This is a genomic window from Parasphingomonas frigoris, assembly GCF_036663815.1.
Lineage (GTDB): Bacteria > Pseudomonadota > Alphaproteobacteria > Sphingomonadales > Sphingomonadaceae > Sphingomonas.
The window spans coordinates 1-26882 of sequence record NZ_JAXOJQ010000012.1 but is presented as its reverse complement, the minus strand read 5'-3'; the positions used below and the strand labels follow the sequence as shown (position 1 = coordinate 26882).

Here is a 26882-nt window from a genome sequence, read left to right as displayed (position 1 = left end):
TCGGCCTCGTCTGGCCTGATACGGATCAGCTAACGCTCGACCGTGACAGTTTCGTTGCGTGGATGTTGCAAATCCAAGGTTGGGAATATGTAATCAGCCGCGCTCGCGGTGCATCCGGCTAGCCACATCGCGCCCATGATCGAATCAAGTCCAGGCGGATCGAACGGGTCGAGGCCCGACCCCGGATAGAAGGTCATCTCACCGAAGCGCGGCTGCCCCGACACTTCGTACAGATCGACGCGAACGAAAGCGAAGCAGGCGCCGAGATTTTCAGCCGCCGCGATCATGCGGCCGAGCGTGGCGGGGCAGGCGGGATCGCACTCGGCGCTCGGTGACGAGACGCGCTGCCAGTCGCGGTCGAAGATCAGCCAACGATGGTTGCCCTCGCGGCCGAGATGGACCTGGACGAAGGCGACCTTGCCGTGAAAGACATAGAATTTGTAGTCGATCGGCAAGGTGGTTCCGTCGCCGACGAAGGGCTCGACCAGCAGGCCGCGCGCGATCCCGCGATAGCCGTGTTCGTCGAGCCAGAACCCATAGTCACGGCGCATCCAGCGCGCGGCCGCTTGGCGAATGGCGCACCAATCCTCGCTACCGGTACGGACGAAGTGACGCTGGTTGCAACCGTGCCGCGATTTCACGACGAACGGGAGGGGCCAGCACGGCAGTTTCGGCAACACCGTGCCCGACCACAGCGTCGGCGTGACCCAGTCGGCGCCGAGGCGCTGCACGACGAAACCTTTCGCTGTCAGCTTGTCGATCAGCAGCGGCAACCGTGCATCGCGGTCGTAAAGCTTCCGGCACTGCACGAGTTCGGTAAAGCGGGTCGGGTTCCGCAGGCGCAACACCCTTCGGTGCCGCCAGAGATAGGTGAGATGGACCCGCAGCAACTGCCCGAGCGAGACGCGTGGCATCGTGTCGCGCGCCGCGGCCACGCCGGTGCGAGCGTTCCGGGGCGTCACACCGACACCACCGGCTGCGAGGCGCCAGATTGCCTGTCCTCGGACGGCAAGGTGAGACGGACCAGCACCGGCATCGCGAGCAGCACCAGCGGATATTGCAACAACAACCCCGCGATGATGGCGATCGCCAAGGGTTGCTGGATGCCGGAGCCCTGGCCGATCGCGAGCGCCAGCGGCAGCAGCGTCAGGATCGCGGCCAGCGTGGTCATCGTGATCGGGCGCAGGCGATTGCGGCTTGCCTCGCGCGTCGCCTCCGCCGGCGACATCGTTCGCGACAGTTCCTCGAACTCGGAAACGTAGAAAATCGCCATCTCGGTGCCGATGCCGATAATCATCGTCATCCCCATCAGCGCGGTGATGTTGAGATCGACCCCCGCCGCCCACAAAGCGGTGAACACAGCGGTGGTCGACAGCAGCGAACAACCGATGATGATCACCGGCAACCAGAAGCGGCGATAGAGGATCAACAGCAGCGCCAGTTCCGCCACGAGCGCCGCGCCGAACACCTTGACCAGCCCGGCAAACGCGATCTGCTGTTGCTGGTAAAGCCCGCCGAGGTCGTAGCGCACGCCCGGGCCGAGCACCCCCGGTCGGTCGAGCGCGGTCTTCACGTCGGCGACGGCAGCGCCGATGCCGCGCCCCTGGATGCGCCCGGTCACCGCGACAACGGGTTCGAGATTGTCGCGCGCGATTTGCGGCTGGCCGGTGACCGTTTCGATCGTCGCGACGCGCGACAGCGGGAAGACGTGCCCGTCGCTCGCGCGGATCGGTATTTGGGCGAGGCCGGTCTCGCTGATCGTCCTCGCGTTCGAAAGGCGCACCCGCACGTCGACCGCCTTGCTCGCTTGCGCGAGCGTCGTGGCGACGGTGCCGGTAAGCGCGGTGTCGAGCTGCGCCTCGACATCGGCGGGCACGACACCCTCGAGCCCGGCGCGCACCGGATCGACATGAACGTCGAGCGCGTCGCCTGCGAGTTGCACGCCGTCCTTCACTTCGAGCACGCCCTGGATCTTCCCGATCAGCGCCGCGACCTTCTTCGCTTCGCCCTGCAGAACCGACGGATCGGTGGCATAGAGCTTCACCTCGATCGGCTGCGGCACCGCGGTGAGGTCGCCGATCAGATCCTCGATCAGCTGTGCCACCTCGATCTCGACACCGGGCACCTTTGCAGTGATCTGCGCGGCGACGTCGCTGGCGATCTCTTCGGTCGGCTTGGAATGGTCCCCCTTAAGCCGGACGAAATAGTCGCCGTGATAGCTTTGTCCGAGATCCCCACCGAGCCCGGTGCCGAGCCGGCGCGAGAAGGTCAGCACTTCGGGATTGGCGTGCAACAGCGCGTCGATCTCGCTGATTTGGCGGCTCGATTCGTCGAGCGAGGTGCCGGCCGCCGTGAAATAATCCATCACGAACCCGCCTTCGTCGACCTTCGGCATGAAGCCGCTCGGCACGTTCGAATAGCTGACATAGCCGAGGATCAGCAGCGGCAGCGCGATCACGGCGAGCAGCCACGGCCTGGCGGACAGCCGGTCGAGGCCGCGATCGTGCAGCCGCGCAAGCGCGCCCTTGCCGGGCTCGCCGGGGTCGTGCCATTTGCCGAGGTCGACGAGCCAGAGGACCAGCACCGGCACGACGAACGCCGTCATCACCCAGGAGATGGCGAGCGCCGCCGCCATCGTCAGCGACAAGGCCTTGGAGAAGGCGCCGGTCACGCCGGTCAGGAACGACAGCGGCACGAACACGATCAGCGTGGCGAGGCTCGATCCCGTCAGCGGCGCCATGAATTCGCGCGCCGCGGGGATGACCGCCGCGTCGCCGACGGGCTTGCCATCTGGGCCCTTGGCGCCGGCGCGGCGCGCGATATGCTCGACCATCACGATCACGTCGTCGATCAGCAGCCCGACCGCCGCCGCGATGCCGCCGAGCGTCATGATGTTGAAGCTCATGCCGAGCATGCTGAGCACCAAGGCGGTCGCGGCGAGCACTGCCGGCACGACGATGATCGCGACCAACGTCACGCGCCAGCTGCGCAGGAACCACAGCAACACGAGCGCCGCCAGCAACAGCCCGATCAGCACGGCATCGCGCACGCTGGTGACCGATTGCGTGACGAGCACGCTCTGGTCGTACCAGCACACCAATCGCACCCCGCGCGGCAACGGGAAGGCGGCGAGCTTCTGCTGCACGGCCTGGGCGATCTGCACCGCATTGCCGTCGGGTTGCTCATAGATGTTGAACAGGACGGCGGGCTTGCCGTCCTCGACGATGCGTTGCCACACCGGGACGGCACCGTCCTGCACGCTTGCGACATCGCGCACGCGGACCACGCCGTTCGGGTCGGCGGTGACGACGATCGCGCCAACCTGCGCCGCGCTTGCCGTGCTACGGTCGGCGATGACCAGCGACAGCCGGCCGCGATCCTGCACTTGGCCGACCGCGCTCAACACGTTGCCGTTCTTGATCGCGGTGGCCAGGTCGGTCATCGACAGATTGTGGTCGGCGAGCCGGTGCGGGTCGGCAAGCACCTGCACCTCGGCCGTGTCGCCGCCCTGCACACCGACGCGGGCGAGGCCGGGCACCGACGAGAGCAAGGGCGTGATCTGGTATTTGGCGAGATCCTGCAGCGCGACCGGATCGGCGGTCTCGGACACCAGCGCATAGGAGATGATCGGGAAGACCGTCGGGTCCATCCGCCGTACGTCGTATTGCGTGCCGGTGGGCAGCGACGGGAGGGTCCGCCCGACCGCGGAATCGACGAGCAGGGTGCTGGCGACCATGTCGCGGCCCCAGCCGAAGTCGACCGAGATCTGTGCCGATCCGCGCGTCGTCTCCGACCGTACGTCCTGCACGCCCGGAATCGCGCGGATCGCTTCCTCGACCGGGCGCGTGACGGTGAGCGCAGCCTGGTCGGCCGGGCGGCTGCCCGAATCGAGATCGACCACGACGCGGGGGAAGGAAACTTGCGGGAACAGCCCGATTGGCAGTGACAGCGCCGCGAAGATCCCGGCCAAAGCCAGCGCGATCGCGATCAGGACGAAGGCGCGCGATTGCTCGCGCAGCAGCCGTTCGAGCATCAGCGCGCCCACCGAACCGCGTCGCCATCGCCGATCTGGTACGCGCCATCGACGATCAGCTTGCGGCGCGCGTCGAGCGGACCGGTCACGACGTCGCCGTCGTCCGACGCGAGCGCGATGTTGACCGGCACCGCCTTGGCCTTGCCGCCCGCGATCTGAAAGACGTGGGGGGGGGCGCCGGCGGTAACGACCGCGCGGTGCGGGACGACCCAGCCCGACACTTGCCCAGTCGTGATCGCGACCTGCATACCTTCACCGGGCAGCAACGTGCCGCTCGGGAACGCCAGGTCGACGTCGATCATCCGCGTCTTGGCATTGAGCGCGCTATCCACACGCAGCACGCGCCCGGCAAGCTTCCCGCCGCCGGAAAGCCGCACCAGCGTCGCCGACTGTCCGACCGCGATCTTGCCGCGCTCCGACGGATCGACCCCGGCGGTCACGACGATCCCACTTCCGCGCGCGACCGTCAGGATCGCAGCGCCCGCTGCGGGACGATCGCCCTGCGCGACGGCGACCGCGGTGACAATCCCGTCGAACGGCGCGGTCAGCGTGTGCGTGCCGCTCCCGGCACCATCGGCGCGCAACGCGGCGAGCGCAGTCCTCGCACCCGATACGGCCTTGTCGGCCTGGACGAGCTGGTCCTGCGTCGCGAGTTGCTGCGCCAGCAATTGGGCGGTCGTGGCGCGCTGTTTCTGCGCGGCCGCCAGCGCATCCACGGCTTGCGCATAGCTGCTGCGCGCGGCGGGCGCGGTGGCGAAGATGGCAAGCGCTTGGCCGGCGCGCACCGCTTCGCCATCGGCGATGAGCAGCCGCGTGACTTGGCCGGGTTGCGCCTCGCTCAATGTCTGCGTGCCGTTGAGTGCGGGGACGACCGAGCCGTACGCGGTGACCGTCTGCGGCAGCGACCCTTGCGTTGGCGCTACGACGGTGACGAGTGCGCTCGGCGCGGGCGTCTGTTCGGCATCCGGCGCGCCCGCGCTGCATCCGACAAGCGGGGCAACAAGCAGCGCGGCAAGCGGGAATACCGCGAGCGCTTTCATCGTGCTGCGCGCTCGACGGGAAGATCGACCGTCGGCAATCCGTCGCCGACCAGCGTCTGCAGCGCGATCTGTCGATCCAGCAACGCCAGTTCGAGCGTCATGATGTCTTGTTCCTTGGTAAAGCGGTTCGTCACGAGATCGACATAGCCGCGCTCGTCGAGATTGGAGGCTCCGAACGCCGCTTGCGCGCGCGTCGCGGCGAGTTGCACGGCGGGCAGGTCGCGGCGCGCGACTGCGAGTTGCGCCGAAAGTTGCTCCATCTCGGCGAGCAGCCCGCCGACCGTGCCGACCGCGGCGGCGAGGCGCGCGGTATAATCGGCGTGCAGCTGCGCGCGCGTGGCGTTGGCGATCGCGACATTGCCCTGGTTGCGGTCGAAGATCGGCAGCCCGAGCGCGGCAGTAGGGCCGCCGTTGATCACCTTCGAATTGTCGCCGGCGACGCTTCCGCCGAGGACGAGATCGGGAAATTGCGACAGGATCGCCTGGCGCACTTGCGCATCGGCGGCGGCATAGCCCATTCGCAGCGCGATCAGATCGGGCCGGCGGTCGGGCAGCTTGGCAAGCCCCGCGCGGATCGCCGCCGGATCGAACGACGGTAGATCCACGTTCGTCGCGAGCGGAACGACAACATCCGGCGCGAGGCCGAGCAGCGCGTTCAGCTGATGCAGCAGCGCCGATTGCTTCTGGTCGAGCGCATCGAGCGCGCTTCGGGCGGTTTGCAACGCCACCCGGTCGGGCGCGACCGTAACCAGCGTGACGTTGCGCGCGGCCAGCGCCTGTTCGAGCTTGGCATTGCGCGCGATCAGCAAGTGATATGCCGCGGCGTAGCTGGGGCGCATCTTCGCGCCGACGATCAGGTCGGTCGCGATCTGGCGCGCTTGGCCAGCGACCTGCCACTCTTGCCACACCATGTCGGCGGCGACCTGACGCTCGCTATCGGCAGCGGCGCGGCGGCGCGTGCGATAGGTAATCAGCGCCTTGATGTCCTGCGTGATCCCGATGCTCCAAGCGGGAACGCTGCCCGCGCCCGACAGTAAAGGCAGGAAGGCCCCGCTCAACGACGGATTCGGCAGAATCCCGGCTTGCCGGATCTGGCTCGCGGCGATTGCGCGCTTGAGCCGCGCCGCCTTTAGATCGGGATTGTTGGCGAGCACGAGATCGACCACTTGCGCCACCGACAAGGGCGCACCGGCACTCGGCGGTGCATGCTGCAACGTCGCAACGGCCGGCGCGAGCGCTGGCGCCTGGTCGAGCGGCAGCGCCGTATAGCGTGCGCATCCCGCCAGCAAAGCCAGGACGAGCACGCCCGCACCGGCGCGCGAACGCTGCAATGATCCCATGGCGCTGTGCATCATACTCCGGCTCGAACGGGCGGCAAAATTGGGGGGCAGACGATGGGAAACGCCCGCGCCGCGTCACTTGTAGTCCGTCCTAGTTGGGCTTTGAGCGAGCCGCAGGTTGTTTATTCCCAACTTGCGAGCATAGCGTGGTGCTTCGCATTGCGCGGCCAGGACAGAGCGGAGGGGGATGCCGTTGAAAGTGCTGCTGCTCGAAGATGACGAGTCGACGCGCGTGCATCTCGAACGCACGCTGGTTGCCGCCGGTCATGCCGTCGATGCTTGCGCGACTGGACCCACCGCGATCGCGCTCGGGTCCGGCACCGCTTATGCCGTCCTGATCCTCGACCGGATGGTGCCGGGGGTCGACGGCCTCGGTGTGCTCAAGGCGCTCCGTGCGGCCGGCGTGCAGGCGCCGGCGCTGTTCCTGACGGCGATGGACGGCGTGCATGACCGGGTCGAAGGGCTCGACGCCGGGGCGGACGATTATCTGGTCAAGCCGTTCGCGGCGATCGAGCTCGTCGCGCGCGTCAACGCGCTCGCGCGTCGCCAACCCGCGCAAGCCGTCGTGACGCTGCTGTGCGTCGCCGATCTCGAACTGGACCTGATCAAGCGGAGCGTGCGGCGCGCGGGGCGGTTGGTCGATCTGCAGGCGCAGGAGTTCAAGTTGCTCGAATATCTGATGCGGCATGCCGGGGAGATCGTCACCCGCACGATGCTACTCGAAAATGTCTGGTCGTTCCATTTCGATCCGCAGACCAACATCATCGAGAGCCATATGAGCCGGCTTCGCTCGAAGGTCGATCGTGGCTTCGGCACCGAGCTGATCCACACGATCCGTGGCGCGGGGTATCGCCTTGCTGCACTGGACTAACGCCTTTCGCAGCGGTGCGTTTCGCTTTGCGCTTTTGCTCGCGCTGGCCTTTGCCGCGAGTGCGACCTTGCTGCTGATCGTGGTCGAGCGCTCGGTCGCGCAATATGCCGTCGCTGCGACCGAAGGCGGGCTGCGTAGTGAAGCGGCGATCCTCCAGAGCGAGGATCGCGAGCTCGGCCGTCCCGATTTGCAGAAGGCGATCGACCGGCATCGCCGTGCCGGCGGCAGCGAGGCGTTCCGCTACCAACTGATCGACGGGGCAGGGCGTCGGCTGGTCGACGATCTCGGCGGCATCGCGCCCCGGCTCGGCTGGGGCAGCGTGATCGTGCGCGAGGAAGGCGACGCGCGCACCACCTTCCGCAGCCTCGGCGTGACGCTTGGCGACGGCGGCGTGCTGGTCGTCGCGACCGATACTTATGACATCCAGGACCTGCGCCAACGGCTCGATCGCTTCACGATACTGGCGGGCGTCGGCATCACGCTGTTCGCCTTGGTCGGGGGCTATGTCACCGGCGGGCTGTTCATGCGCCGGCTCGACCGGGTCAATGCGGCGATAGCCCGGATCATGGCGGGCAACCTCGCCGAGCGCCTGCCGACGATCGGCATCAGCCGCGAGTTCGACGCGCTTTCTGCCAACCTCAACGCGATGCTCGACCGGATGGCCGGACTGATGGAAGGGTTGCGGCAGGTCTCGACCGACATCGCGCACGATCTGCGCACGCCGCTGACCCGACTGCGCCAGCAACTCGAGGCGACTCGCGATGCCGGATCGGCCGCAGACCCTGTCGCGGGCGTGGAAAGTGCGCTCGAACAAATCGACGAAATTCTCGCGATCTTCCGCGCCTTGTTGCGGATCGGCACGCTGGAGGGTGGCGACGGCCGACAACGCTTCGGCCCGGTTGATTTGAGCGAGATCGTCGGGCGCGTTGTCGCTGCACATGCGCCGGTCGCGGAAGATGCCGGGCACTTGCTGGTTGCTGAGCACGCGCCCCACGTGAGGATCGAGGGCGATGCCGAACTGCTCGCCCAGCTCTTTACCAACCTGATCGACAATGCGATCCGCCACACGCCGGTCGGGAGCCGTATCGTCAGCACCGTGGCGGTGATCGATGGGCTGGTCGTCGCGCGTGTCGCTGATGATGGGCCGGGGATTCCGCCAGCGGAGCGCGCGCATGTGCTGACGCGCTTCTATCGCCTCGACCGGAGCCGCAACTTGCCGGGGGCCGGGCTAGGCATGTCGCTGGCGGGGGCAATCGTGGCGTTGCACCACGCGCGCCTCGACCTGCTCGACCATGCGCCGGGCCTCGAAGTCCGCCTGACGTTTGCGCGGGACGATCGCTAGGACCGTTGGGAATCGGTAACGTGACCCGCGTCCAGCGCTGCGCCAGAACGCTCGCCGTTACAGCCTTTATATCCCGGAGATCGTCAATGCGCGCGCCCATTCTTTCCCTGCTTGCCGCCGCCGCGCTGCCGCTCGTCGCTTCGGCTGCGCCGACCCCCGCGTATCGCCTGACGGAATCGATCGCGGGTCCGGATGGCGGATGGGACTATGCGCGCGTCGACGACGCGGGGCAGCGGCTGTACGTCGCGCGCGGCGACGCCGTCACGGTGGTGAATTTGGCGACCAAGGCGGTCTCCTCGATCGAGGCGCTACAGCGCGGCCACGCCGTCGTACCACTCCCCGGCGGCAAGCTACTGGTGACCAGCGGCAATGATGGCACCGTGCGGCTGGTCGATCTGGCGAACGGCCGCGAGAGCGCCAGCATCGCAGTCGGCAAGAAGCCGGATGCCGCGATCCTCGATGCGACCGCCAAGCACGCTTACGTCATGAATGCCGGCAGCGGCACGATCTCGGTGATCAATCTCGCGACCGCCAAGGTCGTTAAAACGATCGCCGTGAAGCCCGCGCTCGAATATGCGGCGTTCAGCACCAACGACATGTTGTTCGTCAATGACGAGGATGCGAACGAGATCGAAACGATCGACGTCGTCCGCGGTGCGATGGGCAAGCCGATCCCGCTTCCGGGTTGTGAAGGGCCGACCGGGCTTGGTTACGATGCCCGGCACGATCGGCTGATCGCGGCATGTGCCAACGGCAAGGCCGCGATCGTCGACGTCACGGCGCAACGCCTGACGGCGCTCGTTGCGATCGGCGCAGGACCGGATGCGGTCGTCATCGACGCGAAGCGCGGCCTCGCCTTCATCCCATGCGGTGCCAATGGAGTGCTCGAAATTCTGTCGATAGGAGGAATGACGGTCGAGCGCGTGGCAACGGTCAAGACCGAAATCGGAGCGCGTACCGGCGCGCTCGATTCCAAGACGGGGACGATCTATTTGCCAACTGCGAAGTTCGGCCCGCCGGTCGTCGGCACCAAGCGGCAACCGATGATCCCGGGCTCGTTTCATATCCTTTCTGTTCGCCCGGCATGACCGGTCGTCAGCGCTTTGCTCACCGCCGCCCAAGGTTCATCCCTGTCCGAATCCAATAATCATCACAAATAATTAGTTTGGCACCTGCCACTTCAGGCGGGCAACTCGAAAGTTCGCTTTTCACTGGCGCTCATTGGACCCTGCCGGACCGTTAGCACCACCCTCGATCGTTCAGCTCGACCAACTAGAGTGCGAACGTCGGCTTCTCTATCGCGGCTTAAGTCAACAGTCAGACGCCCCTCTCCGCCGCCGCGAGTGCGCCGGTCGTGACGGATGGGCAGGCGACTAAGTGAAATACTGGGTTTCTGCTGGGCTCGAGGTTGCCGCACGGGGTTCGTGCTTCTCTCCGGGGTCGGCACGCAACCGCCCCATGATGGGGTAAGAGAAAGCGACGTGGATCAATCTTTTGGACGCCCTCTCGATGGGGCTGCCGACGTTACGAACTCACGCCACCTTCGTCCCCGTGGGGACCTCTTTCTGCCGAGGCAGAACCGTAAAAACTCCTGTCTGAAATCGTATCAGGCGGCCGCGACCGCGGTGGTGGGTTCACTGCCCCAACGGAAGTCGGTGCCATCCGTCCACATGCGGTGCAGGACGACGGCCAGGCGACGTGCGACCGCGACGATGGCGCGCCGCATACCCCGGCGCTGCGCGACCTTCATCCCCCAGGCCTTGAGCCACGACCAATGCCGGCTCTGGGTCATCAGGATCTGCGCCGCTTCGTACAGCATCGTTCGCAACATGGTGTCGCCCGACTTGGAGATACCGCCGTCATAGTCGATTTCGCCCGACTGGTGCCGCCGCGGCGTCAACCCGACATGCGCGCCGACCGCTCTGGAATGGACGAAGCGCTGGGGTTGATCGATCGAGGCCCGATAGGTGAGCGCAACCACCGGGCCGACGCCTGGCGCGGTCATCAACCGCCGGCACACCGGATCATGCCGGACCGTGTCGAGCAGCATCTTGTGGAGCGTGGCCAGCTGCTGGCGCATTACCCGCCGCACCGTCAGCAACGGCTCGACGATCGCCGCTAGCCGCGGGAAGCCCTCGATCAGGTGACGGATACGAGCCTCGTACCTGATCGTGCTGACGACACCCACCTTGAGCCCGAAGTTGCGCAACGTGCCGCGCATGTCGGACTCGATGTCGATCAGCTTGCGCTGGACGAGCTTGCGGCTGGTCAGCAGCATGCGCTGTTCCTGCGCGGCCAGCGTCTTCACGTGCACCGGCTTGAACAGGCCGACCCGCATCATCTGGGCGATCCCGCGCGCGTCGTTGCGGTCCGACTTGTTGATCTGCTGCGCCTGCAACAGCGCCTTCATGTGCCGTGTCTCGACGCAGATCACCGGGAGGCCCGCCTCGCTCAGACCGTTCACCAACCACTGCGACAGCGGCCCGGCCTCGATCCCGACCCGCATGTAATCGCCGCCGACCGAGGTCAGCAGCACGGCAATGTCATCGGGCTCGGTCGGCACCTTGCGCTCGCACACGACCTTGCCGGCATCGTCCACCACGCACACCGACGTCTCCTTAACCGAGACGTCCAGACCTACAAAATGCGCCATCGCTCACACTCCTTCCCTCGATGCACGAGGTCAGGTCGACCCCGATCCAAGCATCGTACGTGAAGGGGCTGCAATCTCATCTGCTGTCGAAGTGCAGCCGCCGCGATACACCATCTTCTGTAAGAAATTGCTGTTCGGGCCACATCCTGGCCGGAACGACAGGTCGGTCTCAAAAGCGCGGTTGATCGGCCCCTCGCCATAGGCGAGGAGCCGACGGGTCAGATTTCGGTATTCTCGGCAAGGGCAAGTGCGTCTTCCACGTCGATGCCGAGATAGCGCACTGTGTTCTCGATCTTGCTATGACCGAGAAGGATTTGGACGGCACGAAGGTTGCCGGTTACCCTGTAAATGATCGATGCCTTCGTTCGGCGAAGCGAGTGCGTGCCATACTCGCTTCGCATCAGACCTACGCCGGCTACCCATTCATCGACAAGCCGTGCGTACTGGCGGGTGCTGAGATGCCCATTATGATCAATCCTGCTGGGAAAGACATGATCCAGGGACCGAACCGCTACGGGGCGCTCAAGCGGGCGGTGCGCGGGGTTAGCGACAAGATGCTGATTCAGCAATTGAAGGAGCTGGAAGCCGACGGCGTCGTTACGCGGAAAGATCATCAGGAAGTGCCGCCGCGCGTCGATTACACCCTGACGCCGCTTGGCCGTACCCTGGCCGTGGCGCTCGTCCCACTGTGCAATTGGGGGTCGGACAACATGGCGGAAGTTACACGCATCTTTGCCGAACGCGAGCAGTGGCATGCGAGATGAATGGATGTCCGCTTCCGGGGCTATGAAATGTGACCGCGATCGACCGACTCTGGGTCTTTTCGGACGGAAATCGGCCAACCGCAAGCGTTTGGGCTAATCAATAACGTTCGAATCTGGCCGAGGTGAAGATTGTTGAGCGGAACAGATTGGCGATCAGGACAATTTGCCGGCCCATACAGGGGTCACAGGATGCACTCCGCTATCTCCTGTTAGAACAGTGGTTCTAATACAGGCTGGCGGATCCCTGTCAAATCCGCCCCTGCACAAGTGCTTCGTCGAATCGCTCGCGGCTGTCAAAAGTGCGCATCGAACTGAAAGCCCCCTACGCGGCGCGAATTGGGATCGAGCAACTGCCACAGGCCGCCCCGCGCGAAAGCGTCGCTGGGGTAGATCTGCACCGGATAGACGCGATTGGTGAGATTGCGCACGAACAGCGCAGCCGACCAGGTGTCGCCAGCTTTCAGGCTGACGCGCGCGTTGAAAAGCGTTTGCGACGGGACGACATATTTGGGGTCGGCCGACAGATACATCGACTGCTTGGCGCGTGCTGTCGCGTCGCCGCCGACGACCAGCATGTACCGATCGTTCAACGGGAATTCCTGCTCGAGCGAAACCGTTGCCTTTAGGCGCGGAGCGTAGTTCAACTGCTCCCCGGACAGGTCCGAGAAATCGGCACCCCTGAATCCGGTGGGATATTTGGCGTCGTTGAAGATGCCGGAAATGTTGAGCGTGGTATGGCGCAGCGGCCGGCCGAACAGCTCGAACTCCACGCCCTTGCTGATGATCTTGGGCACGTTGATATTCGAGCAGAGAATGCCGGTCGGCGCCGAAACGCACGATTGGGTCTGGAAATTACGGGCCTTAGTGTAAAAGCCGTCGACCGCCGCATACAGCCGGTTGGCGATCAGCGTCTGCTTCACACCCAGCTCGAAGCTGATCGGACGTTCGGGCGCGATCCCCCTCAGGAAACGGATGGTCGGGCTCAAGGCGTCGCTGAACTGCGGCGCCTTGTAGCCGGTCGAGACGGTCGCGTAGACCATCGTGCTGCGGCTGAAGTCATGCTGCATACCGCCGCGCCACGTCAAGGCATCGGCGCTCGTACGGGCAGAGAAGGTATCCGGAACGCCCGCATTGATCGGATCCGAGATCCGTTCGGCCACGCGCGAGTGCGTGTAGCGCGCGCCGGCGATGAGGCGGGTCGCGTCGCCCAGATAGTAGGTCACGTTGCCGAACGCGGCGTAGTCCTCGGCGTTTGAATGGGATTGTTTCACACCGTCCGCCAGCGTGATGTCCCTGCCAACAAACGCAGGGTGGGCGATCAGGATGCCGTGCTGCCGATTTTCAAAGGTTGCGCTCTGGAAATAGGCGCCAACGACCCATTCAAGCTGGTGATTCTGTGCCGAGGCAAGCCGGACCTCCTGCGTGACCAGCGACCGGCTGGTCCGCTCCGGGTCGCCCGGAGCTCCGCTCGTTAGCGAGACCACCGGGTTGCACACGACGAAATCGCACCCCTGGAGATATTGGCGGGCAATCGCCGGGTTGATGCTGATGATGTCGGCCAGGTTGGTCTGGCCGACCGCGCGGTACGAACTGATCGAGGTGAGCGTGGTGGTGCCGAGCTTGAGGTCGAACTGCGCGGAGACACCCCCGATTTCGTTCGACATCGTGTTGGGATAGCCAGCGCAATTGTCGACGTTGGTCGGGCTGGGCGTAACGCCGCAGGCCGCCAGCGCCTGTGCCAACAGCGATCCGGCCGGCGCGGCACGCCAGATGAAGCCGCTGCCGCTCTTCGACCGGCTGTGGTTGTAATCGCCGATCAGGTTGAACGTGAGCGTATCGGTGATGTTCCAGAGGTAGCGGCCACGAAAGCCGAAATTGGTCTGGTCCGTCGAGTTCCCCGTGCTGCGATCGACCGAATTGCCGTCATTGTTGAAGAAATAGCCCGAAAGCCGAAGCGCCGACGTATCGTTGACCGCCAGGTTGACCGCGCCGCGCAGCGCGCTGCGCGAATATTGGGCCCCCAGGCCGCGGATCGCGAATTCGGACGACACGTAACCGGACGTTTCGCCGATGCGCGGCGAACGCGTCGTGATATTGAGCACGCCGGCTGACACCGAACTGCCGAACAGCGTGCCTTGCGGGCCCTTGAGTACTTCGACACGCTCGGTATCGAACAGGTCGCTGATGTTGGCATTGCCCAGGACGACGCCGTCGAGCACCACGCCGACCGACGATGCGGCCGTTGCATTGCCGATCTGGTTCGTACCGATTCCCCGCACGAACGCGCCGCCGCCGGGCGCTGCGGCTGGTGCGGTGAATTCTAGCGAGGCGCTGGCTTGCGACAGATCCTGAATGCCCTGCACGCCGCGGCGGGCGAGCTGGTCCGCCGAGACGACCGTCACCGCGATCGGCACCTGCTGGACGTTCTCGCTGCGCTTCTGCGCGGTCACGATGATGTCGGGGGCCATTTGGTCGTCGGCCGCCGTGTTCTCAGTCGCGGCGGCCGTCTGCGCAGGAGAAACGGCAGCGGGCGCCGCCTGCGCCTGCGCGGCTGTTGCCCAGCCCAATACCAGGACGGCGGTCGACGTAGCGAGCGATGATGCGAATGTGAGCTTCTTCATGGTCCATCCCCTAAGATGACGATTTGGATCGTTCGTGTGTAAAGTGCACGCCGTTGGATCGGCGCTGAAAGGAGCGGAAGTCGGCCGCGGAATCGCGGGCGCCGTCAGAACAGCGAGAGCTGGCCGCCCGACGCGACATAGGCGCGGAACACATCGAAGCGCGTTTTCGCGGATACCGGCCAACTGGTTCCGGGCGTGTCGCCGAGCGTCATGATCTTGCCCGGAGCCTCGCGCCATGACGGCCAGAGCGGCCCGTTGGCGACATTCGGATTGGCTATCGTCATGAACGCGACCCAGCGATCCTCCATCTGGCGCGAGACCTTGTGGTCCTTGGCCGTGAACCGGACGCCGGCAATGTCGAGCGCACCAAGAACGTAGGGAACCTCGGCGGTATGGAACGCGCCGAACCGCTTCGCATCCAGCCCCGGATAGCTGTGGTTGAACTGATACAGGTACAGCGGCGCCTGCTCGGCGGCGACATGCCGTTCGGCCCAGAGGATCAACTGCGCCATGTAGCGGTCGCGCCCGATCTGATCCATCGACTGCGACGCTTCCGTGCGCGTCGCGTGCGGATAGAGTGCGAGGAAACTCTCGGTGAAGGCGCCATAGCGTGTCTTCACATACTCGATGAAGGCTTCGGGCGTGACGTCGGGGGCGCCAAAGATGAAGGCTTCGTCCTTGTTGAAGCCGGCCATGACCGGAACGTCGGAGACGACCCGGCCATCGGCCGCGTCGGGGTTCATGGCGACCACCGTGCCATCGAGATTGGGCGCCATCAGGATGCGCGGGACGGCATTCTTGCTCGGCGGCGGCGATGCGGTAGCGGCGACGATCGCGTCGGGCGTCGCGGCGCGCAGCTGGGCAACGCTGGTCGCGCCAAGCTTGCGCGCCACGTCGACGCCGGTCTGCTCGGCCTGGGCGAGCGGGCGGATGTTCACCCCGAGCCCGGGCCCGCTCTGGATGATGGCGCGCGCGAACAGCCCTTTGGCGAGCGGGGATACCAGCAGGTCGCTGACCGCCGCGGCCCCCGCCGACTGGCCGGAGATCGTCACGTTCTGCGGATCGCCGCCGAATTGCGCGATATTGGCGCGTATCCATCGGAGCGCCGCGATCATATCCAGGATGCCGTAATTGCCCGAAGATTTCAGCGGGGATTCCGCGGTCAGCCCGGGATGTGCCAGGAAGCCGAACGCACCGAGACGATAGTTGATAGTCACCACCACCACGTCGCGCCGGGCCAGGTCTGCGCCGTTGTAGATCGGCACCGAGGTCGCGCCGCTGCCGAACCCGCCACCGTGGATGAAGAGCAGAACCGGACGCCGCTTTGCCGGCTTCGCGGGCGACCAAACGTTGAGGTAAAGGCAATCCTCCGACCGTGGGCCGACGGCTACGAACTCCGTTGTAAAAGGCCCGAACGGCTTGCCCTCGGTCTGATAGCAAGCGGCGGAAAAACGGGTCGCGGGACGCACGCCATTCCAGGGAAGCGGCGCAACGGGCTCGCGCCAGCGAAACGCGCCGACCGGCGGTCGGGCATAGGGAACGCCGAGGAAGACGTTGAGGTCGCCGTCGGTCTTGCCGGTGACGACACCGCTTTCGAGCACGGCGCGCGGTTCAGCGGCAGCGGCGCTCGCCGGGGCTGTCGCAAGCAGCAGGCATGCGCCGACCAACAGGCGTCGAACCATTCTCCATCCTCCCAAGTGGTGCGGGTCGGATTTGCCCGCAAATCCGCAACGCTTCGCAAACAAGCTATCCAGAATAACAGTAATTGCAATACTAATTCTATTGTCGCACGATTTTTTTGCAGCTGTCTTGGGGTCGGTTCGGGCTGAGGGCGAAATGACACCCTAGCCGCTGATGTGCCGGACGGGATCGATGACCTGGTGCTGGACCTTTACTGTCGCCTGCCGCCCATCCGCATCACCGACCTGATGCTCGAAGTGGACGCCGCGCTGGAGTTCACCGATGCCTTCACCCATCTGCGCACAGGTGTTCTGTGCAGCGACCAAATAGGCCTGCTCAACGTCCTGCTCGCCGAGGGATTGAACCTGGTTCTTCGCAAGATGGCCGAGGCGTCCAACACCCATGATTACTGGCAACTGTCCCGTCTCGCACGCTGGCATGTCGAAAGCGCGGCGATCGACTAAGCGCTGGCCAACGTGGTCGCCGCGCAAGGCGCGCTGCCGATGGCGCGGGTCTGGGGAATGGGCAACACTGCCTCGGCCGATGGCCAGTTCGACCCCGCCGCGCGGCAGGGCGAGGCGATGAACACGGTCAATGCCCGCTACGGCAACGACCCCGGCATCAAGGCTTGTACTCACGTCAACGACCGCTTCGCCCCGTTCGCATCGCGGACCATCCCCGCAACCGTCAGCGAGGCAGCCTATCTGCTCGACGGGCTGACGATGAACGAGGCCGGGTGACGGATCGAGGAGCAGTACGCCGACACCGGCGGGTTCACCGACCATCTGTTCGGAATCAGCGCCATGCTCGGTTACCGCCTCGTACTACGTATCCGCGACCTTCTGTCCAAACGGCTATACGTGTTCGATCCCGCGGCCACGCCGAGCGAATTGCGCCCGCTGGTGGGCGGTAAGGCACGCGACGCACTGATCGTATCCAACTGGCCCGACCTGTTCCGCTGCGCGGCTACCGTGAGCGCTGGGTAGGTCGCGCCGAGCCGCATCCTGCGCAAGCTCGCCGCCTATCCGCGGCAGAACGATCTGGCGGCCGCCCTGCGCATTTGCCGGCAGGGCGAGATCCGCGACCGCACCACCGAGGGCCAGGATTACCGGATCGCCGGCCTCAATCTGCTCACCGGCATCATCGTGTACTGGAATACCCTGCATCTCGGCCATGCCGCCGAGGCCCGTCGCCGCGAAGGCCTCGATACGCCCGATCACCTTCTCACGCATATCTCGCCGCTCGGATGGGCGCATATCCACCTCACCGGCGAATACCTCTGGCCCAAGGATATCGCTGCTTAGGGTGTCATTTCGCCCTCAGCCGGAACCGACCCCAAGATCGACGCCTGCGGGCGGGATCATAACGAGAGCCGTCCTCACACATCGCTTGGCTGGCTGACGCCGATCGAATATGCTGCCGCGACGGCCAAGATCGCCGCCGAATGAACGCCGGAAACTCACCTTCGAACTGGATGAGAAACCGGGGGACCCTCACTTCTAAGCTGGAATCAAAAAAACCCCATCCTGAACATCCTGTTAATGGCGTCACGGCGTAGGGACGAGCCGGCCCCGCCAAACGAGGTCCTGTCCGAAGTGACGGGATCAAGACAAAGTCGCCACTCCAGCCAGGCCCGCAATGCGCACCACCTCAGCAATCGATTTCGTGCCAATGCGCCCCATCAGATTCAATCGATGCATTTCGACAGTGCGGATCCCGATGCCAAGCTTCAGAGCTACCGCCTTACTGGACATGCCAGCAACAAGACCCTGCAGAACGTCGCGCTCGCGCGGCGTCAGCTGCCCGACGCGGGCAACTGCCTCCTTTCGCTCATGTGCAGCGTCTGCATGCGCAGGCAGGAGCGCGAAAAGACTGTTCAACATCTCGATCAAAGCGGCGTCGGTGAAGGGCTTTTCGAGAAAGTCCTTTGCTCCGCGTTTCATCGCTTGGACGGCGGTGGTAATATCGCCGTGCCCCGTCATGGCAATGACCGAAAGGCGGTGGATCCGCGCACCAAGGTCCTCGAGCACGGCGAGCCCGTCGATCTCAGGCATTCGGATATCGAGCAACACGCAACCCGCCGGAAGAATGTCGACCTCGTCGAGGAAGTCCCGTCCGGACGCGAACGCTCGTGTTGCATATCCCGCAGTGCTCAACGAGAATGAGAGCGACCGGCGGACCATGCTATCATCATCGACGATGTACACATGTGCCTGCGAAGGGATGGCTGCCGCAATTGAGGCCGCGCCTGACCCGCCACGGGAGGAATCAATTTCATCGCTCATCTACGCAACCTCCCCGTTCGCTTCCGTCTTGATGGGGCATTGCGGTATGGAGAAGCAGAAGGTCGACCCTGTCTTGTCACTCCCATCCAACCATATGCGGCCGCTATGCCCCTCGACGATAGTACGCGAGATGGAAAGGCCGAGCCCCATACCATCCTCTTTAGAGGACTCAGTCCACGAGAAGATCCCACGCGCCGCCCTTGCGGGTACTCCGTCGCCCGTATCGGTCACGCTCACCAACACCTGACCCTCGACAATACTTGCCTCGATCGTCACGCGATGCTGATCGACCGTAGCGACGGCTTCGCAGGCATTGCGCAAGAGGTTGATCACGACTTGTTGGATCTGCACACGATCGCCGACCATCGTTACACCGTCCGCCGACAAATCGACGATCTCGACCTCGTCGGCGCGCCCTGCGCCCACCAGTCGTACACACTCACCTATGGCTTCCTTCACGTCGAAGCGCGTCCGGTTGCTCATTCCTCTCCTTGTGAGGTCGCGAAGGTGCCGGATAATATCGCCGGCGCGTTGTGATGCCTCCTCGGTCGCACGCAACCCCTCCCGCAGCCGATCTGCGTTGGCGCCCGCCGGATCGATCAGCCGCTGACAGCCGGCTACATAAGTGGAAATCGCGGCCAATGGCTGATTGAGTTCATGCGCCAGGGTAGTGGCCATCGCCCCCATCGCGTTCACCCGGGATAGATGGATGAGCTCGGCTTGCATCAAGGCGAGGTCTTCCGCCGCCTCTCGTTCCGCCGTCACGTCATACCCTTCGCAGAACAGGCCGGTGATCTGGTTGCTCGCATTGCGAACCGGTTGATAAACGAAATTGATATAGTGGAGGGTCGCAGTCTCGCTTCCGGGAGATCTGAGGGTGATCGGCATGCTCGTGCCCAGGAACGGCTCCCCGGTCAAAAACACTTGGTCCAGGTGCTTGATGAAGCCCTGATCAGCGATCTCTGGAAGGACTTCCGCTACACCCCTGCCAACCAGATCATCGCGCCCGACAAGCCGTTTGTAGGACGCGTTGGCAAAGGTGAAGACGTGGTGCGGCCCCTCGGACGTGGCGATGAAACCCGGAGCCTGATCGTACAGGGCATGAAACTCATTTCGCTGCTTCAACATTCTGTCGATATGTCCGCCGAGTTCCACGAACGACAGAAAGTTCTGCCGTATCAATCCGGCTTCGTCACGCACCGGGCTAAGGTAGACCGCCGCGAGAAATTCACTCCCATCAGCCCGACGGCACTGAAGCTCCCACGTGCCATCTCTGCCGTCGGCGAGTGCCTCCTCGATCGACGATAGGCTGCTCCGGTCCGCCACATTGCCCAACAGGAACAGCAAATCCTTGCCGATAATCTCGGCGCGAACAAAGCCTGTCAGGGCCACGAAGCTGTCATTGACGAAGACGAGCGGGTTCAGCGTTCCCGCGGCATCCGTAAATATCATCGGCATTCGGGTGGTTTCCGCAGCGACCACAAAAGGCCCCAAGGCTCTGCGAAATGGCTCTACGCGCGCCTCGGCGGCGAGCTGCGGCTGGCTCTGATCAGTCGTTTCGCCCATATCGCCACCTGCCCCTAACGGCCGCTAGACCGCCCCTTGTCAGGAGCTATCATTGACCCAATAGCCGGGCCTGTCACCCAGTCTGATTACCGTAGTACTACGGTCACTTACCGTAAAACGATAGCAAGCCTTTCCGTGCGACTCAGCATGCACCGGGAGAATCCTCTCTCCAATGCCGTCAAGAGAACGGTACAACCTGTCGGTCGGCGACGTCCCCCCCCCAGTCGCCGATCGACTTCGGAAAGGATCCAGAGTGGACGTTGCGCGCCTTCTGCACGAACATTCAAAGCTGCGGTCATTGAGTGCCGCGCTAGTCGAGGTCGTTTCCACCACACAAGCATGCGATTTCGACGAGCTCGCGCGTCGCCGATGGGATCTCGCCCGCATGGTTCACATGCACCTTGCCTATGAAGAGCGTCAGCTGTTCGCTCCGCTAGCGGCGGACTTGCGGCCCGAAGTCCGGGCGGCAGCCATGAAGGCGAAACGGGGCGTCGAACAGTTGCACGGACTGTACAAGGAGCATGTGGAACGCTGGGACGCCGATGAAATTCAGAAGAGATGGCCTGAATTTCAGGTCGCGGTCAGGCGGATGGTCGGACGCATGCTGATGAAGATCGAGCACGAAGAAGCCGACCTCTTCCCGCTTGTCGCGAAGGATGTCGACGTCGACCGTTGCTGGAGGCCTGGAATGAGGAACTGGGCCGGCGACGGCGTCGCGTTGCAACCGCTCTTAACTGGCGGGACGTTACGCGTCGACGACGCCTCCGCACACGCTATTGCGCGCTACCCTGCGGCCTCACGACCGTGACACCGGTCCGCGTGCTGATTGTCGATGACTCGGTGACGATGCGCGCAATGCTCGAACAGGTCATCGTCGCGTCTTCAGGTTACCATGTCGTTGGGATCGCCGCAGACGCGGCTACTGCATTAACGCTCATGAAAAAGTGCCGGCCCGACGTTGTGACACTCGATATCAGGATGCCCGGCATCGATGGTCTCGAATTTCTTCACGGCATCAACGGAAAAAGCCATCCGCCCATCGTCGTAGTGTCCTCCATTTCAAGAGCCGGGACCTGTGAGACAGACGTTGCGCTCGAAGCCGGCGCCGTGGCCTGTTTTGACAAGGCTACCCTTCTAGCGGAGGTGCCGCGATTCCTGCGAACCCTGAAGAAGGCTGCTCAGCCCAAGAAATGTGCTACGAAACTAAGGTTTTGCCACGATCAGACAGATGGCTACATCCAGACAGTCGCGCCCAAGGTCTAAAAAATGGAACGATCTCTATTATACGTTAGCCGCCACGCGCTTTCCATGATGGACTGGGAAGCCACAGTCACGGAGATCGTTTCTGCTGCAGTGATCGAGAACGAGAGCGTTGGCATCAGCGGCTCACTTGTCTGCACACACGATCACTTCGCGCAGTTACTCGAGGGCCCCGGCGTCGCACTTGACGAGCTGATGAATCGCATTGAGCGCGATCAACGCCATACTGATATCACGGTGTTGCGGGTCGAAGCGATCTCGCGCCGCCGACTTCCGCACTGGTCATTAGCCTATAGTGGACCTTCGCTCTACGTCGAGCGCCAGATTGCGCCCCTGATCGCTTCGACGATGGAAACGAACGCTGTTCGCATTGAACGACTGATCACGTTGCTAGTAGGGCTGTCCAGTCACGTGTCCCTGCACGAACCTGGCTCGGCGCTTCCGACGATACGCTGTGACGGGTCGGACTGATCGCGAAAATCGTTACAGCGAAGCAACGGCAGGCGGCGTGGCTTCCTCACGCTCTCGGTCACGAAGGGCCAGCCAGGGCTCTGTCAGACCAACGAGGCGTCCGCTACCACGCGCCCGTGAGCCGCAAATCGAGAACCCTTCCTCCTAGCCCGTTCCGTCGCTTCAACTCGTCGCCGGAATTGATCCGCCTTGTCGTCATGATGTATGTGCGGTTCCCGCTATCGTTGCGGAACGTCGAGGATCTCCGGTTCGAGCGCGGAATCGACATTTGCCATGAGACAGTGCGGCAATGGTGGGGGCGGTTCGGCCCGATCTTCGCCGCCGACATCCGGCAGCCGCGGGTCAACCGGATGCGCGGCTTCCAGCAGCACTGGCGTTGGCATCTCGACGAGGTGTACGTGAAGCTCAATGGCGAGATGGTTTATCTCTGGCGAGCCGTTGATCACGAAGGCTGACACCATATTAGAAACCGCCTAAGCGGCGGGTGCCTGGAGGAAAGCAACGATGCGGACTTTGGCGGCTATCATTTTGATCGTGGTCGGATCAATCGGCACGCTATGCTTCGGCTTCCTAGCGCTGTTCACGGTAGGCGCGATCACCAGCAATGCCGAGGGTGTTGGCAGCCAGATTGGCGCGCTGCTGGTCACCGCAACGCCTGTTTTGTGCGGCGCGGCGGCCTGGTGCGGCTTCGTCGCGCTCACGGCATTGGCGGATCGTGCCAATACCGCCTTGCGGACGACTCAGCGCGCGCTGGGCGGCGGCGCCGCGCTTTCGGGGTTGGCAATGCTGTTCCTAACTATCGGCGGCCCGATGACGCGGCTATCTTGAAAGCCGGCGCTCAGCGATAGCATTCGAGCCACATCGTCCGCTTCACTATTTCGGACAGGGTGCAGCTGTTAAAGGCTAGCCCCGCAGCGCTGCCCCCGCCGGCGTCGTTGCCCACCGCCACGCAGTGTGCGTCGCTGTTCTTGATCCAGGTCCGTTCTGAGATGCGAAGCTTCGTCTGTTTCGCCTTCGGCAAGCGCGCCATGACGGCGCGATATGTGCGGTTCAGCATGTCGTCCTGCCGATCGATCTCGAGACCGTTGCAGTCGAGCATCGCCGACGTAACCCCGCGCGCCGCATCGCCGGTCTTGAAACAGGTGTGATAGGCCTTGGTATAACGGGCTTCGACTTGTGCCTCGGACTGCACCGGGGCGCCGAGGGCGAGCGTTGCGACGCTGAGCAGGACGGCAATGGACATCAAGAACTCCCATATTCGCTGATCGATTGAACAGAAGTCGGTTATCTCCGGACCAATATTAATCGCGGTAGACTGGCGAACGGAAAGGGCGAACTTGCTCCAATCGTTGGCGAGCCACGGCATTCGTAAGCCCAGTCGTAGACTTGGTCGTAGAGATGTCCTGCGAAGCGGCGGCTTCGAGATAGGGAGCTCGGCAAATCTGGACGGAATGCCACACCCTACATGAACTCTCTGCGTGATTGTGGCAAACATAGCTACCAAACAGGAGTTTGGGCAGCCGCAAAGCCTTTGCGGCGATGAGCGTCCCGGCTTCGTCGGCAGCTTATCGCGAGCGCCTGTCGATATCCTCGACTCATCATAAAGCTCACACACCGACCGGTCGGTATGTGGGTAAGGTTACGCGCGCGATGAGGCCGCGTCGGTGACCTCTAAGCCCGATACCGCACTGGGGGAAGGCCGCAGCCCTTTGCTTCGATCGCCCATCGAGTGAGGGAACATTGAGCAGGGGATAGACGGCTCGAGCGTCTGAAAGGAGAATGGATGGTCGCTAGAGCGAGTCGAAGACCCGCATGGCGCGCGAAGGCCAGGAGAGGGGTCAACATGGCGGTCACGCGACTGTGGGCTCAGTCCGATTATGCGGAGCTCAATGCCCGAATCACTGCTGGTGAGGATGTCCCCGCGATCGCAAAGGCTATGGGGCGCTCGCAGAAGACCGTCCGCAAGAAGATCCCGCTTCTTGAGCGATCATCGAGGCGCATTTAGCTTCCCTGCGTGGGTAGTACCTGTACGAACTGGTTGTTCCAAGGCCGGCAACACGATCGAGATGAACAGATGGCAAATTTGAAGAAACCCCCAGGCGAACGGATCTCGCCGGCGAAGCCGGCGTTCATCACCGCGGCGCGCCAGCGCGGCGCACACGAGCAACGCACCCTTGCGGCGACCGGCCGGTGCGGCGGCGCGCGCGCGGGCCTGGGGGGCAGCCGCTGCCGCACCCCCCGGGCAGAGCGAGAGTGTCGCGCGGTCACGACGATGCGCGCACCCTGTCGTCTTCACCAGAAGACGCAGTGTGCACTCCGCTGATCCGCGTTCCCTATCATCGCGGGCGTCAGCCTGCGCGCGCGAGCGATCGTCGCCCGCATGGGACGAGACGCAAAGCGGCTCGGTCGGAGCGGAGCGGAGATAGAGCGCGGCCCGCGAAGGCGCGCCTTCTCGGAATCTGCTGCATTGACGAACCTAGGTGTCGCGGCTCGCAATGATGACCGAGAAGGCGCGATCTTCATCGACCGTTAGGTGCGGAAGGCTTACGAACCACTCCGACGCCTTGGTGCGTTGCGTATCTCGGGAGTAGCGGTTTGAGACCTTGGGCACCTGACGACGCGAAGGCATCAGCCGTTCTCCAGCTGATCGCGGAGCATTCCAGCGATGTCATCGCCCTAGTTGGGCCTGACATGACCTTCAGCTATATTTCTGGCTCCTCCGAGCGGTTCTTTCTCCGATCGCCGTCCGAGGTGATCGGGCACCCTGTCTTCGAGTTCGTATTCCACGAAGATCTTCCGGTTCTTGTTGAAGCTAACCGGGTCGTAATGGGTGGCGGCTCGAATGATGCGACGGTCACCGTTCGCGTCATTCGCGGCGATGGCTCCCTGCTCTGGGTTGAAGTAGCCTCAAGGGTTGTCGAGCATCTGAACTCGGGGACCCCGGGGGACCGAGCCGTCATCATGCGCGACGTATCTCAGCGCAAGGCTCTTGAAGACGAGTTGCGTACCATGGCGATGAAGGACGGCCTTACCGGTCTTGGCAATCGCCGGGCGTTTGATGAGGCGCTTTCGGGAGAGTGGAAGCGGACGCTTGTTGCCAAGTCACAGATCTCGCTTCTGCTTGCGGATATCGATCACTTTAAAAAGTTCAACGACGCTCATGGCCATCAGGTGGGGGACGATTGCCTCCGCAGCGTCGCAACCGCGTTCCTTTCAGCAACCAGCGGCGATAAAGATGTGGTGGCCAGATATGGGGGTGAGGAGTTGGCCGTCGTACTACCTGAGGCTAACCGTGATCATGCTATGGACGTCGCTGAGCATATCAGGGCTGCGGTCGAGGCGTTGCAGATCCCCCACGGAGTAGAAGTAGGAGGGGTAATCACTGTAAGCATCGGCGTAGCTACCGCGCTCGCCCGTGACGGTGCAACAGCCAGAATGCCCCAGACTTTGCTGACCTCTGCCGACCGTGCACTATACCTCGCGAAGGAAGCCGGAAAAAACTGCTGCAAATCAGCAATTCTGCTGGCGAGCTAGCCACAGCTAATTCGCTATGGAGCTGTTAAAAACGTTCATCCTATGAACTTGGCTATCCCGTAAACGATGCTCAAACGGGAAAGAGTGTGTAGCTTCGTATCGCGTGCTTAATGGCCTGATAGGTGGAAGCATGGGACGCTAGGGGCGAACATGGCGGTCAATTTGAAGTTGCAGAAGGTCACAGATGCCGAGCCGGCACGGGGTTGGTCACCGGCCGAATTCTACGAGATCGTGGCTGACGGGAAGGTAGTTGGCACCATCCAGCTTCGCCTCGGGAACACGAGCTAAATGCGGATGTATGGCGGTCATGTAGGATACAAGGTCGAACCAGAACATCGCGGACACGGCTAAGCGAGCGAGGTGCTAACGGCATTGCGCCCGATTGCTCGCGGCCACGGTTTCGGAGAAGTCTGGATCACGGTTCGACCGGATAACACTGCTTCTTGCCGCACGCTGGATAAGGCAGGACCAAGCTACGAGGGAACCGTGGCAGTCCCGCGCAATAGCGACCTTTATGCACGGGGAGACCTATACATGCGGCGATACCGCCTATCCGTCTGAGGCTCCTGCACTCTCGCAAAAGGATGCTTTTTTTTGGTTTCGGCCGATTCACCGAAATACGCGTAGAACCTGCTCTGCGACCAACTCCAGATCGACGGTAACGCGGGTATCTACCCGGATAACATTTCCAATCCCGACTGGCCTATCATACTCCGCCAGCATCTCGGGCGGCATCTCCTTGAGCGGGTGAGCGGCATGATGGCCGGCTATGGCGGCCCGATCCTGGAAGCGCCTGGCGGCCTCGGCCGGGCCGCAATCGCAGTACACCTCAGCGATGGTCGCATCTAATGCGCCGAGTTGGGCGCGCTCATAGTCGCTATGCGGACGGAAATTGGCTTCAAGCACCGCCTGAGGCGTATGACCCGCCAGCATCCACAATAATTCCATGGCGGCCCCCCCGATCCGACGTGATGTCGCAAGGTCGCCTGCACCAGCTCCCAGCGCGTCGGTAAGCGTCTCCTTCACAAGATCTTTGGAAAAGAGCGCGAAGCCGAGCTGCCGCGAGAGCGGGACCGCCAACATCGTCTTGCCGGCACCCGGAGCGCCCGAGACGATGACGATCCGACGCCGCAGGGTCATTCTTCCCGCCCGGCAAAGGCTATGAGATTGCCACCGGGATCACGGAGGATGAACGTCCGTGCGCGCCATGCCTCGCGCTTGGCGGCGGGAGGCCATGCGGATGAACGTATCTGGGTCTTGGGGGGGGGGGGGGGGGGGGGGGGGGGGGGGGGGGGGGGGGGGGGGGGGGGGGGGGGGGGGGGGGGGGGGGGGGGGGGGGGGGGGGGGGGGGGGGGGGGGGGGGGGCGGGCGGGGGGGGGGGGCGGGGGGGGGGGGGGGGGGGGGGGGGGCGGGGGGGGGGGG

20 protein-coding genes and 3 pseudogenes are annotated in these 26882 nt (G+C 63.8%); 11 read left to right on the top strand and 12 right to left on the bottom strand.

The window, feature by feature from the left end; translation table 11 throughout:
* Positions 1–29: 29 nt before the first annotated feature.
* From U1872_RS20875 to U1872_RS20860, 4 genes are read right to left on the bottom strand one after another with little or no spacing between them, the layout of a single operon-like run.
* Positions 30–962 (bottom strand): ATP-grasp fold amidoligase family protein, encoded by a 933-nt coding sequence (locus tag U1872_RS20875; protein WP_332794821.1) that lies wholly within the window; start codon positions 960–962, stop codon positions 30–32.
* Positions 959–4033: an efflux RND transporter permease subunit gene (locus tag U1872_RS20870; protein WP_332794820.1), complete on the bottom strand. Its 3075-nt coding sequence runs from the start codon at positions 4031–4033 to the stop codon at positions 959–961. The genes U1872_RS20875 and U1872_RS20870 overlap by 4 nt, the downstream gene beginning before the upstream one ends.
* Complete coding sequence (locus U1872_RS20865; RefSeq protein ID WP_332794819.1) at positions 4033–5073, bottom strand: efflux RND transporter periplasmic adaptor subunit; 1041 nt, start codon at positions 5071–5073, stop codon at positions 4033–4035. The genes U1872_RS20870 and U1872_RS20865 overlap by 1 nt, the downstream gene beginning before the upstream one ends.
* Complete coding sequence (locus U1872_RS20860; RefSeq protein WP_443025426.1) at positions 5070–6413, bottom strand: TolC family protein; 1344 nt, start codon at positions 6411–6413, stop codon at positions 5070–5072. The genes U1872_RS20865 and U1872_RS20860 overlap by 4 nt, the downstream gene beginning before the upstream one ends.
* Before the next feature lie 193 nt (positions 6414–6606).
* Here U1872_RS20860 and U1872_RS20855 point away from each other — a divergent pair, with 193 nt between their 5' ends.
* From U1872_RS20855 to U1872_RS20845, 3 genes are all read left to right on the top strand, one after another.
* A complete protein-coding gene (locus U1872_RS20855) occupies positions 6607–7284 on the top strand; it encodes a winged helix-turn-helix domain-containing protein (RefSeq protein ID WP_332794842.1) in 678 nt (225 codons plus the stop codon).
* A complete protein-coding gene (locus tag U1872_RS20850; protein WP_332794817.1) occupies positions 7268–8626 on the top strand; it encodes a HAMP domain-containing sensor histidine kinase in 1359 nt (452 codons plus the stop codon). The genes U1872_RS20855 and U1872_RS20850 overlap by 17 nt, the downstream gene beginning before the upstream one ends.
* 86 nt (positions 8627–8712) lie before the next feature.
* Positions 8713–9714 (top strand): YncE family protein, encoded by a 1002-nt coding sequence (locus U1872_RS20845; RefSeq protein WP_332794816.1) that lies wholly within the window; start codon positions 8713–8715, stop codon positions 9712–9714.
* A gap of 518 nt (positions 9715–10232) precedes the next feature.
* On the opposite strand, the gene U1872_RS20840 is transcribed toward U1872_RS20845, so the two are convergent.
* Together U1872_RS20840 and U1872_RS20835 are read right to left on the bottom strand one after the other, a co-directional pair.
* The gene (locus U1872_RS20840; protein ID WP_332794815.1) at positions 10233–11279 is read right to left on the bottom strand and encodes an IS110 family RNA-guided transposase; all 1047 of its coding nucleotides are present in this window, start codon (positions 11277–11279) and stop codon (positions 10233–10235) included.
* A gap of 218 nt (positions 11280–11497) precedes the next feature.
* Positions 11498–11776, bottom strand: a pseudogene (locus U1872_RS20835) (tyrosine-type recombinase/integrase); the annotation flags it as partial.
* Between U1872_RS20835 and U1872_RS20830 the strand changes: the two are divergent.
* Positions 11657–12043, top strand: a complete 387-nt coding sequence (locus U1872_RS20830; protein ID WP_332794841.1) for a winged helix-turn-helix transcriptional regulator — start codon at positions 11657–11659, stop codon at positions 12041–12043. The pseudogene U1872_RS20835 and the gene U1872_RS20830 sit on opposite strands and share 120 nt — an antisense overlap.
* A 293-nt stretch (positions 12044–12336) precedes the next feature.
* On the opposite strand, the gene U1872_RS20825 is transcribed toward U1872_RS20830, so the two are convergent.
* Positions 12337–14664: a TonB-dependent receptor gene (locus tag U1872_RS20825; RefSeq protein ID WP_332794814.1), complete on the bottom strand. Its 2328-nt coding sequence runs from the start codon at positions 14662–14664 to the stop codon at positions 12337–12339.
* A 104-nt stretch (positions 14665–14768) separates the two neighbouring features.
* A complete protein-coding gene (locus U1872_RS20820) occupies positions 14769–16346 on the bottom strand; it encodes a carboxylesterase/lipase family protein (RefSeq protein WP_332794813.1) in 1578 nt (525 codons plus the stop codon).
* A 156-nt stretch (positions 16347–16502) separates the two neighbouring features.
* On the opposite strand from U1872_RS20820, the pseudogene U1872_RS20815 reads away from it, so the two are divergent.
* Positions 16503–17648: pseudogene (locus U1872_RS20815) on the top strand (Tn3 family transposase); the annotation flags it as partial.
* Between the two features lie 300 nt (positions 17649–17948).
* Here the strand turns inward: U1872_RS20815 and U1872_RS20810 are convergent.
* Positions 17949–18629: a response regulator transcription factor gene (locus U1872_RS20810; protein WP_332794812.1), complete on the bottom strand. Its 681-nt coding sequence runs from the start codon at positions 18627–18629 to the stop codon at positions 17949–17951.
* The gene (locus U1872_RS20805; protein WP_332794811.1) at positions 18630–20195 is read right to left on the bottom strand and encodes a sensor histidine kinase; all 1566 of its coding nucleotides are present in this window, start codon (positions 20193–20195) and stop codon (positions 18630–18632) included.
* A gap of 253 nt (positions 20196–20448) precedes the next feature.
* Between U1872_RS20805 and U1872_RS20800 the strand changes: the two genes are divergently transcribed.
* From U1872_RS20800 to U1872_RS20780, 5 genes and pseudogenes are all read left to right on the top strand, one after another.
* The gene (locus U1872_RS20800; protein WP_332794810.1) at positions 20449–21003 is read left to right on the top strand and encodes a hemerythrin domain-containing protein; all 555 of its coding nucleotides are present in this window, start codon (positions 20449–20451) and stop codon (positions 21001–21003) included.
* A gap of 11 nt (positions 21004–21014) precedes the next feature.
* Positions 21015–21458, top strand: coding sequence for a response regulator (locus tag U1872_RS20795; RefSeq protein ID WP_332794809.1), 444 nt, complete (start codon positions 21015–21017; stop codon positions 21456–21458).
* Positions 21459–21461: 3 nt separating this feature from the next.
* Positions 21462–21926 (top strand): BLUF domain-containing protein, encoded by a 465-nt coding sequence (locus U1872_RS20790; RefSeq protein WP_332794808.1) that lies wholly within the window; start codon positions 21462–21464, stop codon positions 21924–21926.
* 116 nt (positions 21927–22042) lie between these two features.
* Positions 22043–22378 (top strand): annotated as a pseudogene (locus tag U1872_RS20785) (DDE-type integrase/transposase/recombinase); the annotation flags it as partial.
* A gap of 52 nt (positions 22379–22430) precedes the next feature.
* Complete coding sequence (locus tag U1872_RS20780) at positions 22431–22754, top strand: hypothetical protein (protein ID WP_332794806.1); 324 nt, start codon at positions 22431–22433, stop codon at positions 22752–22754.
* 10 nt (positions 22755–22764) lie between these two features.
* Here U1872_RS20780 and U1872_RS20775 read toward each other — a convergent pair whose 3' ends face one another.
* Entirely contained in the window at positions 22765–23292 is a 528-nt protein-coding gene (locus U1872_RS20775) for a lysozyme inhibitor LprI family protein (RefSeq protein ID WP_332794805.1), read from the bottom strand.
* Positions 23293–24521: 1229 nt separating this feature from the next.
* On the opposite strand from U1872_RS20775, the gene U1872_RS20770 reads away from it, so the two are divergent.
* Positions 24522–25460, top strand: coding sequence for a GGDEF domain-containing protein (locus tag U1872_RS20770; protein WP_332794804.1), 939 nt, complete (start codon positions 24522–24524; stop codon positions 25458–25460).
* A 609-nt stretch (positions 25461–26069) separates the two neighbouring features.
* On the opposite strand, the gene U1872_RS20765 is transcribed toward U1872_RS20770, so the two are convergent.
* Positions 26070–26600 carry a P-loop nucleotide/nucleoside kinase family protein gene (locus tag U1872_RS20765; RefSeq protein WP_332794803.1) on the bottom strand — a complete coding sequence of 177 codons (531 nt, stop codon included), beginning with the start codon at positions 26598–26600 and terminating at the stop codon, positions 26070–26072.
* Between the last annotated feature and the right edge of the window lie 282 nt (positions 26601–26882).